The organism is Lactobacillus sp. B4015 (genome assembly GCF_026536055.1).
Classification (GTDB): domain Bacteria; phylum Bacillota; class Bacilli; order Lactobacillales; family Lactobacillaceae; genus Lactobacillus; species Lactobacillus panisapium.
Genome location: NZ_JAFNOY010000001.1, coordinates 90,372 through 105,886, shown reverse-complemented (window position 1 = coordinate 105,886; position 15,515 = coordinate 90,372). Strand labels below are relative to the sequence as shown.

At 39.2% G+C, this 15,515-nt stretch carries 8 protein-coding genes; all 8 read left to right on the top strand.

Annotated features, from left to right (window positions below):
* The first annotated feature begins 298 nt into the window (after positions 1 to 298).
* Positions 299 to 748, top strand: a complete 450-nt coding sequence (locus J3U71_RS00500; RefSeq protein ID WP_267392316.1) for a PTS sugar transporter subunit IIA — start codon at positions 299 to 301, stop codon at positions 746 to 748.
* A gap of 4 nt (positions 749 to 752) precedes the next feature.
* Complete coding sequence (locus tag J3U71_RS00495) at positions 753 to 1,070, top strand: PTS fructose transporter subunit IIB (RefSeq protein WP_220220043.1); 318 nt, start codon at positions 753 to 755, stop codon at positions 1,068 to 1,070.
* 1 nt (position 1,071) lies between these two features.
* Positions 1,072 to 2,169, top strand: coding sequence for a PTS fructose transporter subunit IIC (locus J3U71_RS00490; protein WP_267392315.1), 1,098 nt, complete (start codon positions 1,072 to 1,074; stop codon positions 2,167 to 2,169).
* A 72-nt stretch (positions 2,170 to 2,241) separates the two neighbouring features.
* A complete protein-coding gene (locus J3U71_RS00485) occupies positions 2,242 to 4,911 on the top strand; it encodes a glycoside hydrolase family 38 C-terminal domain-containing protein (RefSeq protein WP_267392314.1) in 2,670 nt (889 codons plus the stop codon).
* A gap of 8 nt (positions 4,912 to 4,919) precedes the next feature.
* Entirely contained in the window at positions 4,920 to 7,541 is a 2,622-nt protein-coding gene (locus J3U71_RS00480; protein ID WP_267392313.1) for a glycoside hydrolase family 38 C-terminal domain-containing protein, read from the top strand.
* 57 nt (positions 7,542 to 7,598) lie between these two features.
* Positions 7,599 to 9,530, top strand: a complete 1,932-nt coding sequence (locus tag J3U71_RS00475; RefSeq protein ID WP_267392312.1) for a BglG family transcription antiterminator — start codon at positions 7,599 to 7,601, stop codon at positions 9,528 to 9,530.
* 13 nt (positions 9,531 to 9,543) lie between these two features.
* Positions 9,544 to 10,422 carry a fructokinase ScrK gene (gene scrK / locus J3U71_RS00470; RefSeq protein WP_267392311.1) on the top strand — a complete coding sequence of 293 codons (879 nt, stop codon included), beginning with the start codon at positions 9,544 to 9,546 and terminating at the stop codon, positions 10,420 to 10,422.
* Positions 10,423 to 11,428: 1,006 nt separating this feature from the next.
* Positions 11,429 to 15,515 (top strand): DUF1542 domain-containing protein (locus J3U71_RS00465; protein WP_267392310.1); only part of this gene is annotated, 4,087 nt, incomplete at its 3' end.

Below are 15,515 nucleotides of genomic sequence, written 5' to 3'. Positions count from 1 at the left end.
TAGCATTAATTGATTTTGCCCCTGTGCTTTTAAGCAGGGGCTTTTTGGTGTGTCTAAAAGCCAATAATTGTTTAACAAGTAAGAATCAGCCGATATATATGCTGGTTTTTTAAGCGCTCAACTATCAAAAATAATTCGGGCTAAAAGCCGCACTAGCAAGCATTTTGCGACTTAAAGGCATTATGGTAAATATTATTTTTCCATTTTAAATGGAAATAAGCAGTAATTACAAAGTAAGCGTTTCAGTTTAGTATTAATCATTGTAAAGGGTTACAAAGAATGGAAGTGAAAAATAGTAATGAAATTTACCGCCACTGACGTGTTTTTGGATGTCGATGAACAAAGCGTTGCTTCTTTTTTAGAGTTTGCCGCCAAAGCAGCTAAAGATGCTGGCTTTACTGATGATGTCAGTGAATTAAAACGCAGTTTTTTAGAACGGGAAAAGGAATTTTCAACGGGATTAGAAGATGGCTTTGCCATTCCTCATGCCAAAACAGCGGATGTGTTAAAACCTGGGTTCTTATATTTTAGGTTGACGCAGCCAATTGACTGGCAGACCTATGATGATCAACCAGTCAGCGATATTTTTACCTTAATGGTCCCACCTGAAAATGCGGGTGATGAGCATTTAAAGATGTTGGCCAACCTGTCGACAGCATTGCTTGAAGATGACTTTAAGGTCAAATTACGGGAGTTAACTTCCAAGAAAGCAATAGCAGATTTTATTAACCAAAAGATTGGAGAATAGCAAGATGAATGTAGTAGGAGTTTCCGCTTGTCCTGCAGGACTAGCACATACACCAATGGCTGCTAAGGCATTGGAAAAAGCCGGTACTGAACTCGGCTGGAATGTCAGAATTGAACAACAAGGAATGATGGGCCCAGTTAACCCAATCACGCAAGATGAGGCTAATGCAGCAGACTTTGTCTTAATTGCTTCTGATCAAAAGATTACTAGCATGGAGCGTTTTGAGGGGAAGCCAGTTATTCGAGTTGACATTAATACTTGTATTAAAGCGCCAAAGGCCGTTTTGAAGAAGTGTGCGGCTGCAGTTCAAAAGGAGAACTAAAATGAAACGGATTTTGAAGGAATGGGAAGGAGCCATCATGAGTGGGATCTCCTACATGATCCCTACGGTCATTGGTGGTGCTCTCGTTGTTGGTGTCCCGCAGTTAATTGGGATGTGTTTTGGCTATGGTGACTTATCGAAGTTTGCGAAAACACAAGGCTTTTTCCATTTTTTGTATCAAATCAACCAAGTGGGTTGGATTGGAATTGGCTTAGTTAACTTGGTTATCGGAGGTTATATTGCCTATGCCTTAGGTGATAAGCCTGCCCTAGGTGCAGGATTTATCGGCGGACAGCTCGCAACCAATAACCAATTAGGTTTTATTGGTGCGATTGCAGCCGGCTTAATTGCAGGTTATGTAGCACGTTGGTGCCGCAAGATTAAGGTTCCTGACAAATGGAATTCAGCAATCGAATTGATTGTAATGCCACTTTTAACAGTGGGGTCGGTCGCGTTCTTTGTCGGCGTGGTCTTAACGCCGCCACTAGCGTGGATTAATAACGGACTGACCTCATGGGTTAAGTTTATGGTAGAACAAAAGACCAATGCCATTTTGTTAGCTGCTATTATGGGCGGCATGATTGGCGTCGACCTTGGTGGCCCAGTTAACAAGGCTGCTTGGGGCGTGGGTAATTTCTTCTTCATTGAGGGAATTTACCAACCTTGTCTTTACACTAATATTGCAATTTGTGCGATTCCAATGGGCTACGCAATCATGAGTTTTATTTGGCCAAAGAAGCGTTTTTCACCAGAATTACTTGAAATGGGCCACAACAACCTCATTATGGGAACATTCGGCATTACCGAAGGAGCGATTCCTTTCATGATGAAGGCACCACAATTGATTATTGTTAATGTTATTGGGGGCGCACTTGGCTCTGCTACCGGTGCATTTTTAGGAGTAAAATCACACATTCCTCCTCTAGGCGGTTTGCCAGGCATTTTAACAGCTGATAACATTATTGCCTACTTAGCCGGAATTTTGGTTTGTGCATTGTTTATCGCAATTGTTGCACCATTAATTGCTGACTTTACCGATCAAGACTCAACTGGTGAGGAATCAATGAGTGATGACGATATTGAATTAAATATCCAATAATATGAAACCAAAAACTATAGTTTGGAATGAATTAAGCAATTTCTAGCTATAGTTTTTTCTTTAGGAGAGAAAATGACTAAAAAAGTTTACGTAGTCCCGCATACCCACTGGGATCGGGAGTGGTTTTTTACCGCGTCTAAAGCAAAAGTCTACCTATTAAAAGACGTAAAGGATGTCCTAGATTATTTAGAACAAGGTGGGGTGTTTAAGTTCTTTTTGCTAGACGGGCAATCGTCACTAATTACTGATTACCTTAAATGGCGCCCGCAAGATACCGAACGCGTTAAGCGCTTAGTGCAAGAAGGGAAATTAGCGTTAGGTCCGTGGTATACGCAAACCGACCAGTTTTTACCTTCGGGTGAAAGTATTATTAATAACTTACGCATTGGGATTAAGCAAAGTGATCGTCTCGGCGGTCATATGCCGGTTGCTTATGTACCCGATTCTTTCGGGCAAGAATCCAGCATGCCGCAAATCTATCGCGGCTTTGGCATCAAGGATGCGGTTTTGTACCGTGGCTTTTGCCGGGACACTGCTGCTAAATCTGAATTTATCTGGCGCGGTGAAGATGGCACGGAAGTTACTGTTTTTCGGATGGCCTGTGGCTACTTTGTCGGTGGCGTGATTGATGAAACGAAACTAGCGCAATTAATGACGGAAGAACCATTTAAGACGATCGTTGATGAGGCAACAACAGCCAATATTTTATTCCCGAATGGTTCAGATATGGCGCCACTACGCTTTGATCTGCCCGTGTTACTCGAAAAGATAACTGCGGCGAATCAGGGCAAATATACCTTCGAAGTTGCTTCTTTAACCGATTATGTTAACGCCGTCAAAAAGGAGCAGCCCCACTTTTTACGTCTAACGGGTGAGCAGGACAGCGGAAAAGATATGCGGGTGCATAAGTCGATTTCCTCTTCTCGGGCAGACTTGAAGAAGTTAAATACGGAATTGCAAAATTACTTGAGTAATGTGATGGAGCCGGTTCTAGCTTTAGGAGATTATTACGGTTTGCCATATCCCTCCGAAGCAGTCGATGATATCTGGGAAAAGATGTGTCAAAATGCGGCACATGATTCAATGGGCAACTGCGTTTCTGACCGGGTTAATGAGGATATTAAAGCCCGCTATCTAACCGTGCAAGAGATTGCCACTAGCCTAGTCGATGTTACTTTGCGTCAACTGGCTACCCGCATAAAAAAGCAGGAGCAGCCGATAACCCTAACTGTTTTTAATTTGCTGCCACATCCGCGTAAGGGCATAGTTAGTCAAACAATTTATTCGCCTAGCCGTAATTTCGTACTTCAAGACGAAACGGGTAAAAAGGTCCCGTATGAGATTACTGCAGTTACGGAGGTAACGGAATTAATTAAGGGAGCAACAATTCAGCTTGATCCTGGCAAGAAGATTTACCAACCGGATAAGGTTTACCGCTTAGAAGTTAACTTAGAGTTTGAGCAAATTCCGGCCATGGGCTACCAGCAATTTTACCTTATTCCGCTAGCTGATAAGGAAATCGAATTGGCTAACCGGCAGCAAGATTCGACAATTGAGAACGAATTTTACCGAATTACGGTAAACGATGACGGCAGTTTAGCGATTTTGGATAAGCGCAGCCAGCACTTATACCAGCACCAGGCCGTGATTGAGGAAAATGGGGACGACGGTGATTCCTATAATTATTCTCCTGCTAAAAAGGATTTGGTGATTTATTCCACCAGTCAGCCGCACCATGCACAGGTTATCCACGGGCAATTAGTCAGTAAATTAATACTTGATTTTGACTTCATGGTACCTGGTGATTTGACTAAGCGGGCTCAAGGAATTACAGATACACCAATGCCGGTTCAGCTGGAAATTACGTTGAAGAAAAACGAGTCGGCAATTAATTGCGTACTCAACATTGATAACACCAAGCCTAAGAGCCACCGAGTATGCATTGATTTTGCCGGTGATATTGCCGCCAAGACCAGCATTGCAGATATCCAGTTTGGCGCAATTAAGCGCCCATTTGTTAAAGAAAAAGAACTGCAAGATTGGGAGCAAAATCAGGCTAATTGGGAAGAAAAACCAATTGCAATTAACACGATGCAGAGCTTTGTTGCCTTATCAGATGAGCAGCGTTTGCTAGCCTTGGCACCGCAAGGAGTACGGGAATATGAATGTTGCGGAAAAAAGCACAATACAATCAGGTTAACAATTTTTCGTACCTACGGGATGCTGGGCAAGCGCGATTTATTGTACCGTCCTGGACGTGCCTCAGGAGACGAGACTGTTCCAACACCGCAGGCTCAGCTTAACCAGCAACTCAGTTTTGACTTTAGTTTAATTACGGGGCAAACCAGTTACGAAAACAGTAATTTAGCAAATAAGGTAAAAGAACTCGAAACGCCACTACAAGTGTACGAATATGCCGAGTTCTTGAACGGCCGGCTGATATTTCCGTTTAATCCTGCAACCAGAGTCTATGAACCAGCTTTTAGTTGGCTGACAACAACTAATCAGTTGAGCATCAGTACAATTCAAAAAGATCATGAGCGTCCGGGATACATCATCAGGATGTATAACCCCAAGGAGCACCCCATCCAGGAGCGCATCACTTTTACTAAATTGCCGCAAAAAATCGAAATCGTAGATTTACGTGGTAAAAAAATAAGGTCATTGACGCCGGTTAAAAAGCAGGTTGTTTTACCTGAATTGACGCATGCTAAGTTAATAACAGTTTATTTTGAATATTAGGAGAAATTATGGTTAAAGCATATTTTGTAAATCACACTCATTGGGACAGAGAATGGTATTTCACAACGCAGGATGCCCAAGTACTGAGTGATCAGCTCTTTACCGAGGTTCTTGATGAACTCGAGCAGCATCCAGAAGCCAATTTCACGCTCGATGGCCAAATGTCAATTGTAGATGAATATGTAGAAATTCACCCTGAAGCCAAGAGCCGGATTCATGACCTAGTTGAGCGTAAGCAGTTGTTCATTGGCCCCTGGTACACACAGACAGATGCGCTGGTGCCTAATGCCGAATCACTCTTACGCAACTTGATTATCGGCATCTTGGATGCTCGCAAAAATTACGGTGAGCCAATGATGCTGGGATATTTACCCGATACGTTTGGTTTTAATGCTAATTTGCCAATGATTTTGCGCCAAGTTGGAATTCATGATTTTTTATCGTGGCGCGGGACTAACTTTAAGCGCCAGACTAATTCTGTTTACTTTAAGTGGAAAGCTCTTGGCGGTAAGGCCGTCTTTGCGGCCAACTTCCCTTTGGGCTATTACACTGGTCAAATTGATTTAGAATCAAAACAAAATTTAGCGGACTTTGTCAAAAACAGGCTGGATCAGGGGATTGAATTTGAAGCGTTAAACGGCAATAACCAAGAGGTTCTGATCCCCTCGGGCATTGACCAGATGAATATTATTCATGACCTCGCGCACACACTCAAGCAGGTGAATAAATATTCTAAGCATGACGTAGTTATTGGGACTTATCCGGAATTTATGGCCAAATTACGTGGACAAAAATTACCAGAATATCAGGGTGAATTACGCTACCCAACTTATTCACGCGTTCACCGCACAATTGGCTCTGTTCGTTCACGCAATAAGCGGAGCAACTTTAAGCTTGAACAGCTTATTACCAAGAGGGTTGAACCATTAATGTTAATTGCTAAGTATGCTGGTATCCCTATTTCAAACGGCATTGTGATCAAATTGTGGAAACTGCTGTTTGAATTACAGCCGCATGATACATTGGGTGGCAGCGTGACCGACAATGTTGCGCTTGATATCAATCAACGCATTAAGCAGGCAACTGAAATTGCGGAAGGAGTGGAAAATTACGTTAAAAAGCGCTTGGCTCAGCGACTAAAATTAAATGACCATGATGTTCTTATTTTTAACCTGGACCCAACTGAATTTGATGGCCGTAAGACCGTGACCATCATTAGCCCAACTTCCCAGATTGAATTTCCAGCAGAAAATGAAGCAGTGATTGTTGCTAAAGAAGAAATTAAAGCGCGGCCACATATTATGCAGTTAACACCCAACGGTTATGAATTTAAGGATGAACCAGGTTACTTTAAACTTAAAGTTAGCCTGCACGTTAAGATGGCTGGTTTGGGCTATCAGGTGCTGCATTTTAATGACAGCAAGCATGCTGCTCCGGAGCTGCAAGAAGAAAGTGGCAGCTCAATTGGCAATAAACACGTTGAATTAGTCTTTGAAGAAGGCAAGTTCTATTTGATTACCAAGAATAAAACCTTCAGTGATGTCATCAGCATTTATGACCAGGCCAATGATGGCGATACCTACGATTTTTCACCATTAAGGGGTGATAGCGAGGTGCGCTTACCGTGGAATGGCATTATCCATAAACAGGCGGCACCAGGAATCGAAAGCTTGACTTTGAAGGGTAAGTGGCAATTACCGTACGACCTGGCAGATCGGGTGTCCACCGCCAAGAGCAAAATAAAGGATGTCAATTACCAGTTGGTGCTGTCAATCACCGACGAGGCAAAGGTGATTACGGCTAAACTAATTATCGATAACCAAGTACTGGCACATCGCTTACGGTTGCGGCTGAAGACTGATATTGAAACTGACTATGCGCACGCACAAATTCAGGGCGGTTTTCGCGAAACTAAAAATGAACCAATTGCAGCCAACTGGAATGATGAGTTTGTCGAAAAGCCCGTTAATATTTACTTGTTTGACCGCATGGTTGGTCTAAGAAATCAAAATCAAGGGTTGTATTTCCTAGGGACAGGGCAAAAGGAATACGAAAAAGTAGGGGATGCACTCTACATTACGTTAATGGCAACAACTGGCCAGTTGGGTAAACCCGACTTATTGTGGCGCCCTGGACGTGCTTCGGGTGATACCACTTCGGTAGGCCACATTATGATGCCAACGCCAATGGCACAAGAACAGAGCCTTAACGAATTTACTTTTGGACTATATGCCACTAGTTCCCAGCTGGTGACTGAAGAAAGTTTATCAAAGCAATTAACTAAGTGGTATTCACCGTCTGTTAGTTACCAGTTGCAAAAATACAATTTATTCGTCAATCGCCTGGATAACAAACTGTGGGATATTGAGTTTGCACCAGATTTGCCAAAACTTGCACGCACGCAATCCTGGCTTAACCTTAAGCCCGATCTGGAAGTGGCTGCTTTGTACCCAGCTTACACCGTTAAAGATAACCTGGTTTTACGCTTATCAAATCTTACCGGTGAAACACAGGATGTCTCTTACCTAAAAGATGAAGGTTTCATTGTGGTTAATGGCTTGGAAGAAACAATCGCGCAAGACTACCAAGTTGCGCCATACGACCTGATTACCTTAATTAAGCCAATCTAGCAAGAATCACCTGCAGGTAACCAATTTTACAAAATCAAAATGAGAAGAAGTGAAAGTATGAAACTATCTTATAAACGATTGGGAACAATCCTTGAATTCTTATTAAACAATTCAGCCAACCGCTACGTTTCTGCCTCCTTTTTAGCTCAAAAATGCAACGTTAGTACTAGAACAATTAGATCCGATATTAAGGAATTAAATAAGGAACTTTCTAGTGACCACGTTAAAATCCAAAATAAACGAGGTGAGGGCTTTTATCTTAATGAGATTAGTGATGCAACAAGGCAAAAGCTGAGTGAGATTGCTAAAAGCGATTTGCCAGCTTCCAGTTCTGGCGAGCGCATCATCGAGGTAGAACAATATTTACTGGTTAATGACCGAGTTCGCCTTAGTCAATTGACAGATAAGCTATTCATCAGTGACAACACCTTTTTTACTTATCTGGTGACCATTAAGAAAGAATTTAGCCAATTCAATTTACGGGTTGTTAAGAAAGGCGATTATTATTTGGTGGCTGGTACTGAGTCAGCCAAGCGCAAATTCATTATTGCTAAGTTAATTAATAAGAAGTCCAACAGCTACATCGTTGACTTCACCGAGCAGGAAAAAATCATCTTTGCCAATATTGATTTAGACAAGCTCAAGCAGCTAATTCACGGCTTTTTACGCCATTATAGTTATCATATTTCAGATATTAATACGAAAAATATTATCTTACATGCGGCTTTAACTATTTCCCGAATCAAACTGGGTTTTCACTTGGAGAATAGTAATACGGTCAAGATTAAGCCTGAAGTACTAGCAACTTTAACAAAATTGTGCCAGAAGCTGGAAAAGGTATTTAACGTTAAGTTTAATCGCCATGAGGTTAATGATTTAGTGTATCATTTTGCCTTGAATTATCCGGAATGTGTTCGTAGCAGCAATAAGATTAATACTAAGGAAAAAATTACTAGGGCCGTGACGATTTTTTTGCAAAATATCAAGAAAGAATTTGCGATTGATCTTCTGGACGATAATGAGTTGCGGATTAACTTAGTTCAGCATCTGGAAAACTTGGTGAAGATTAAGACAGTTAACGGCAACCGAAAGAACCCACTGTTAAATGTTATTCTGTCGACTTTTCCTTATGCCTATGAGATTACGGCTTATTCCGCGCCGATTTTAGAACACATGCTTGACTTGAAGCTCAATGATGATGAACTGTCATTTATTACGCTGCATGTGGGTGCGTCAATCGAGCGGCAGGGCAATCGTTCTTACCAAAAGAATGCGGCCTTAATTTGCGGGACGGGGATGTCGACGGCTTCACTAGTGCGGGCCAAGCTAGAGACGCAGTTTGCTTCATTTTTAAATATCACGGGGACTTATACTTATGATGAATATCTTGAAGGCAAGGCAGCGGGTAACGACTTTCTAATTTCCATGGTGCCGCTAAATGATGCCGCGATTCCAGTAATTCAGATTGACTTAGCTAACTTCCATAATGATATTTTGCAATTGTCTGAGTATCTAAAGTCGCTTAATAATCCTTACCGGGCAATTAATAAATTATTTGATGAGGAAAATATTTACCTGATAAAAGACAAGATGTCTAAAACGCAGTTGTTAAATATGCTAATCCATAATCTGGAACAGAAAAAAATTGTCAGTAAGGACTTTATGCCGAAGGTCTATGAACGAGAGCAAATGTACTCAACTGCAATCGGTGGCAAAATTGCGATACCGCACTCGTTGGGCTATGCAACTAAGAAGTCGAAGGTTTCCTTTGCTAGACTTGATCAGCCAATCAAATGGGATCAAAAAAACGAGGTAAAGTATGTCTTTTTGCTAGCAATTGCTCGACCGGATTATCTCAGTGTGCAAAAGTTGTTCGATTTTATTGTTGATTTGCAAACCAATTCTACTTTTAGAAAAATTATCGATAAAAGCTCTAAACCAGCTGAAATAAAGAATGCAATCAGCTCGTTAATTAAAAGCAGTTATTAAAGAAAGGGCAAAAATGTTATTTGGATCAATTGAGGCAGGGGGAACCAAGTTTGTCTGTGCCGTTGGTAATGAGAACTACCAAGTTAAAGAGCGGTGCGTAATTCCCACTACGAATCCGCAAGAAACTATTGCAAGGGTCATTAATTATTTAAAGCAATTCGATGTGGCGGCAATTAGTGTCGCATCATTTGGCCCAATTGAAATTAAAAAGACGGCACCTAATTATGGGTATATTACAACAACACCCAAGAAGGGCTGGGCTAATACGGATATTGTTGGCATGATTAAAGCAGCAATTAAGGTGCCAATCTTTTTTACCACCGATGTCAATGGCTCGGCATATGGGGAATATGTGATGTCACGCTTATCTAACGAGGATATCAGTTCACTCGTATATTACACAATTGGTACCGGCGTTGGCGGTGGTGCGATTATCGATGGCAAGGTGTTAGGCGGAATCGGTCATCCAGAAATGGGGCACGTCTTGGTCAAGCGTCATCCTGCAGATAGCAATTTTTCAGGTATTTGCCCGTACCACCGAGATTGTTTGGAAGGGCTAGTCTCAGGGCCAACTTTTGCAAAACGGCTAGGTAAGAAAGGGGAGGATGTGCCGTTAACCGATCCAGTTTGGGCAATTTTAAGTTATTATGTTGCTCAGGCTGCCTTACAGGCCACGCTCATCCTGCGGCCTGATAAAATTGTGTTTGGCGGCGGCGTTGTTAGTGAATTGTTTTTGAAAAAGGTGCGGCGAGAATTCGCTCAGCTTTTAAATGACTATGTTCAAGTTCCAGATTTAACTCAGTATATTACGATGCCAGCAATTGCGGAAAATGGTTCGGCTACTGTCGGAAACTTTGCTCTTGCCAAGAGGCTACTTCGGTCATTTGATTAAATTGTTGAATAAAAAGATATGTAAGTAATCAAACCAAGGTGCAAAATAAGCTCCTTGGTTTTTGTGTTTATTTAAAAAAATTACTTAAACTCAAGAATTAACTTTTTTGGTAATTTAGCAGCCGTAGCATAGACACGAGTAAGGTAGTTATTATTCTTTTGGTAGTATCAATGACTTGTTTATGGTAATCAATAATTTATATTTTCACTATATACGTCTAGGATACTTAAATACAATAATATTTTATATATTATTGTATTTAAGCACTTATAATATAAAAAGCAATTGCGTGCTACATTATTAAAGCACATTGTTCCTTTCAGTTTCTCAAGATTACTATATAAATTTTAAAAAAATTGTAATAAGTTAAATATTTATCTTTAATTCACTATGACCAATCTACTGTTTTCTCAAGTATAAAATTGTCTCCTTGAATTGACCAGTGTAATTATAAGAAAAATGATGTCTAATTAAGCTTTCTTGTTGAAAGTGCTTGTGAAATTAGACATTCAGAATAATTTTTGGCTAAGAATTTTAGATGTTTCAACTGAGAAACAAAATTTTAAAATATTATAGCTATCTAATATTTCTTTGCTAATTGTATATTTGACTACAAAAAAAGTTTAAATTTAGTTTTAGTGGAGTTTGAATAGTCAACTTGAAATTTTTTCTTGCCAGAAAATTTAAATAACATAAGTCGTTAAATAGATTAATAATACACATATTGGATCTTAAAAAATATTTTGCATATATAATTTAAGAATACGAAATAATCTGATAAATAAAGATTTAATGTTTGTAAAATGTAATTTAATTTCTTTTTTCTTTAAAAGACACAGCCTAAAAATTTCTTTTATTTGGTTTGAAAAACCCTTTTAAAGTAGCTAAACTAAAGCATTTTATTAATAAAATAATCAAAAAAGCCTTTATACAATTTTGAGATTATGCTAGACTAAGTTTGTTATATATTAATGATTTATATTATTGGAAGAATGGTGAGTATAATTTGAAAAGTAAATCAAACTTAATTGGCGAGACCAAAAATACAAATTATAAAATGCATAAAAGTAAAAAGGGATGGCTAGTTAGCTATTCTTTATTAACATTTATGCTTGGTGGGATATATCTAGGAAGTAGTAACTCAACCTTTCAGGTAAATGCTGCTTCAGATACTGATAAGCAAGAAGAACAGGGAAAGAAGGGTGAAAGTGAAGATTTACAAAAAACTGTAGAATCAAAATCGTTAGAGGACGCAAAACAAAATGCTTTAACCAACATTGATGCTGAAGCTACTATAATTAAGGAAAAAATTAACTCAGATTTAAACTTGACTAGTACCGAAAAAGCGCAGCAAGTTTCTAATGTTGATGCCTTAGTTACAGCTGCAAAAACCAAGTTAAATGAGGCTGCTGACCTAGCAGGTGTAAAGGCTATCATTGAAGACACCGTGTCCAATATTGATAATACTTATCATCCTGGTTCAGTTATTTCTAAGGCTAAGTCTACCGTTAAGAAAGATACTAAAAAAGCCCCTGTAGTCAATAAGAAGTTACAACCTGCTAATAATGGAAAAAGCATTGATAATTATAAAGGCTTGAGCGTATTCTTCAGATCTAAGGCAAGTTCTAACAACGCCATTGCTACAAATGATAATTCGGTTGCAGTTACGAAAAGCAAGTCTGGAAATACTGAAAGCACTAGTTCGCTAGTGGCTAAGTCAAGTGAAAATTCAGCGACAGATTCTGCTAAGATTGTAACGGAAAATCCTGCTTCTGAGAAAGTAGAAAACTCTTCTGATAATGCAGCAATTGATAAGAAAAGTATCAATGATGTTACTATTCAAGACAATGATGATTTTATTGCGGGAAAAGCAGCTGATACAGATTTAGGAAAGAGCGTAACTGTTGCAAATGATCCTGATAATGGACGTCAGGATTTTAACAATTCGGTTGGTGTAGCTAAAGAAACGCAAACTTCTGTAAATATTCCAGTTCCTGATCAAGTAACTAATCCTACTAAATATATGCAGAATGCTGTTAATGTTTCAACTTTTGCCGAATTAGCAAATGCTTGGGTATCATCCAGTGTCACTTATATTAACATTACAAGTGACTTGGCTAATACTGATAGGACTAATATTGGAAATCGTCCACGTGGTTCTGCAAACGTTATAATTAATGGTAATGGTCATACGATTGATTTAACTGATCAGGTTTTCAGATTGCAAAATGTTACAAGCTCAAATCCAATGACGGTTACCATTACTAATGCAAACTTTAAGCAAGGATTTGGTGTCAACGATTGGGATTACGATGCTTTAGTAGTTGTTGGAGCTGGTGCTTGGGATGCTGGTGGGCTGACCGTTAATATTGATAATGTTAACATGTCTCCATCTGGTAACAGAAATCCCATTCACGTTGTTGTGGCTGGTGGAGCCAAGGTTACATTTTCCGGCAAAAATGTATTTAATATTTCTAATGAAGTTACGCGTAATGTTGGTACTATTATTTTTGCAAATAATAGTAGTGTTGAGATGTACAGAACCTCCAACGATAGACATTTCTCCGAATTCTATTTTGCTAGCAGAATAGATAAAAACTCTGTTGGTTATGGTAATAAAATTATTATGGGAAATGGCTCTACTAATATTGCTAAAACCTATAATAATACTTATGCGGATTTCCCTGCCATGTATCTATTTATCGATGAATTTACGGCTGGAGATAACGTTACCTGGGAGCAAACAGGATTTCAGTTCTTTTTAAATGGTACTCAATTAGCTAAAGATGATGCTAAGTATACTTTTGGTCAAGGCTTTACGTTAAAGTCACCAGTTACTACTTCTTCTGGTGCTATTAAGCTTCGAGCTAGGCAAACAGCCACTTTTGCTGCTGGTGCAAGTTTAGATATTAGTCAAACTGATAACAGTGCTGTAATTCAGGCTAATGATTCATCAAATATTGTATTTACTTCACCAAGGCAACTTCATTTGGCCATTATAAATAGGGATGGAACAGCGGTAAATAGAACTTCTTCAGGGGTTATATCTGGATCAGGAACTGTTACTTTGAACAATTCCAAAATTAGTACTTGGTTAGGTGGAAAGTCACAAGGGGGTAAAGACCCTGCAAATAATACAGCTCAATTTGCACAAATGTATATTAAAGGTGGCAAAGCTTATTTAACGCCTTTAGGTGGTGATCCATCAAAAGATGCTCAATTTTCTGATATCGCTACTTCTAATACTCGTGAATTGCAGACGATTGCTCTTCCGGTTGGAAAGATGGCTGTCCAGTTTATCGATCAATTTGGAAATCCAGTTAAAGTAGGGAATAATGCCAATGGCTTGCTAAATATACCTCTTTTGGATAAGGGCGAAAATGTAGATAATTATAACTATATTGGTCAATATATACCATTAAACAGTAAATACGTTATTCAAAATATCCCTAAAAACTATATGTGGGCATTAGATAACCAAGTATTTACTGGAGCCAAATCTGATAAGCAAAGTGGTGGTAATACGGCTACTACTGCAGATGATGGCGATCCAATTACTGGGCAAGCAAACGTTGGTATTGTCCCTATGCGTACAGCTGCTGATGATGACCCTAATCACTATGACTACATTTACAAGGTTTATGTATATGGCACGCCACAAAAAGTTACTTACCAATATGTTGATAAAGATCACCCTGATCGAATCTTAACATCTCCACTATCTGGTAAAACAGGTACTGAAGCTGAGAAGGGATTAGTAACAGCTAATTATGGTAACACTATTGATTGGGATAATAATTCTTACTATACTACAGATAATGTTCCAGTCGGTTATCATTATGCCAAGGGATATGGTTTACAACCTAAGCCAACCGTGGTTTCAGATAATAATCCTGTAGTTACATTATATGTAGAAGGCAATGATCAAAGCATAACTCCTGAATATCAAGAAGTAGACGAAAAAGGTAATAAAACGGGCACATATCTTGTTCCTAATATTGGTTCTGCTTCTAATATAACTGGGAGAACTGGTTCTTTAGTAGTAGTCCCTGATGCTCCTGATGTAAATAATTATGCTTTAGATCATGTTGAAATTGATGGCAAACAGATTTCAGTAGGTGCTACTTTTGAAATGTCATCAGGTGGAACAGAAAAAGTAATATACTATTATCACTCCTTAGACAAGGAAAAAAATGCAGCATTGACGGATATTAATCAAAAAGCTGAAAATAAGAAAAAAGAAATTCAAAATGATTCGACTTTGACTCAATCTCAAAAGGATGCTCAAGTTCAAGTGGTTGAAGATGCAGTTGCAAACGCTAAAAAAGAAATTGGTGATGCGAAACTTCCTAAAGAGGTAGATACTGCACATACAAATGCCATAGAAAAGATTGATGCTGCACACCAACCAGGTGATACTGTAGATAAGCAAAAAGCTGATGCGATAGATTATTTAAAACAAAAAGCAGCAGAAGCAAACAGCAGAATCGATGAAAGTAAAGTCTTGACTATTGATGAAAAGAATAGTCAACAGACTGAGGTTGGAAATAAATTAACTGAAGCAACTAATGCCATTAATTCTGCCGAAGTTACAACTGCTCAACAAATCGCCGATTTGCGTGGAAAATACGAAGAAATTTTTAACGGTTATCCTAAAGCTGTTAAGTCAATTTCGGAGCGTCAACAGGATGCATTAAACGATTTGCTTGACACTAAGAACACTGTTTCATCTGCAATTAAGAATGATGCTACTTTAACTCAGAAAGAAAAGAATGATCAGCTAAATGCAGTTGAAGATGATTATAATAAAGGAACAGCGGCAATTAAAGCTGCTAGCAGCGCACAGGAAGTAAAGGATCAGTTTAATAAATACGATACTGCAATCAAGAATGATTACATTCCTGGCAAAGACTTGTCATTGCAAAAGCAAACGGCAAAGGAAGCTGTAAATAATGCGGCAACAGCTGCTAATAATCAAATAAACGGTGATAAAGCTTTAACAACTAACGAAAAGAACAAGCAGCTAGGACAAGTAAGCGGCTATCAAGATCCAGCGTTAGCAGCGATAGATAAAGCAACAAGTGCGGATGAGA

Bases quoted from the DNA above. Each gene is read 5' to 3' on its own strand.
- J3U71_RS00500 (WP_267392316.1), top strand. From the start codon at position 299: ATGAAATTTACCGCCACTGACGTGTTTTTGGATGTCGATGAACAAAGC.
- J3U71_RS00495 (WP_220220043.1), top strand. From the start codon at position 753: ATGAATGTAGTAGGAGTTTCCGCTTGTCCTGCAGGACTAGCACATACA.
- J3U71_RS00490 (WP_267392315.1), top strand. From the start codon at position 1,072: ATGAAACGGATTTTGAAGGAATGGGAAGGAGCCATCATGAGTGGGATC.
- J3U71_RS00485 (WP_267392314.1), top strand. From the start codon at position 2,242: ATGACTAAAAAAGTTTACGTAGTCCCGCATACCCACTGGGATCGGGAG.
- J3U71_RS00480 (WP_267392313.1), top strand. From the start codon at position 4,920: ATGGTTAAAGCATATTTTGTAAATCACACTCATTGGGACAGAGAATGG.
- J3U71_RS00475 (WP_267392312.1), top strand. From the start codon at position 7,599: ATGAAACTATCTTATAAACGATTGGGAACAATCCTTGAATTCTTATTA.
- scrK (WP_267392311.1), top strand. From the start codon at position 9,544: ATGTTATTTGGATCAATTGAGGCAGGGGGAACCAAGTTTGTCTGTGCC.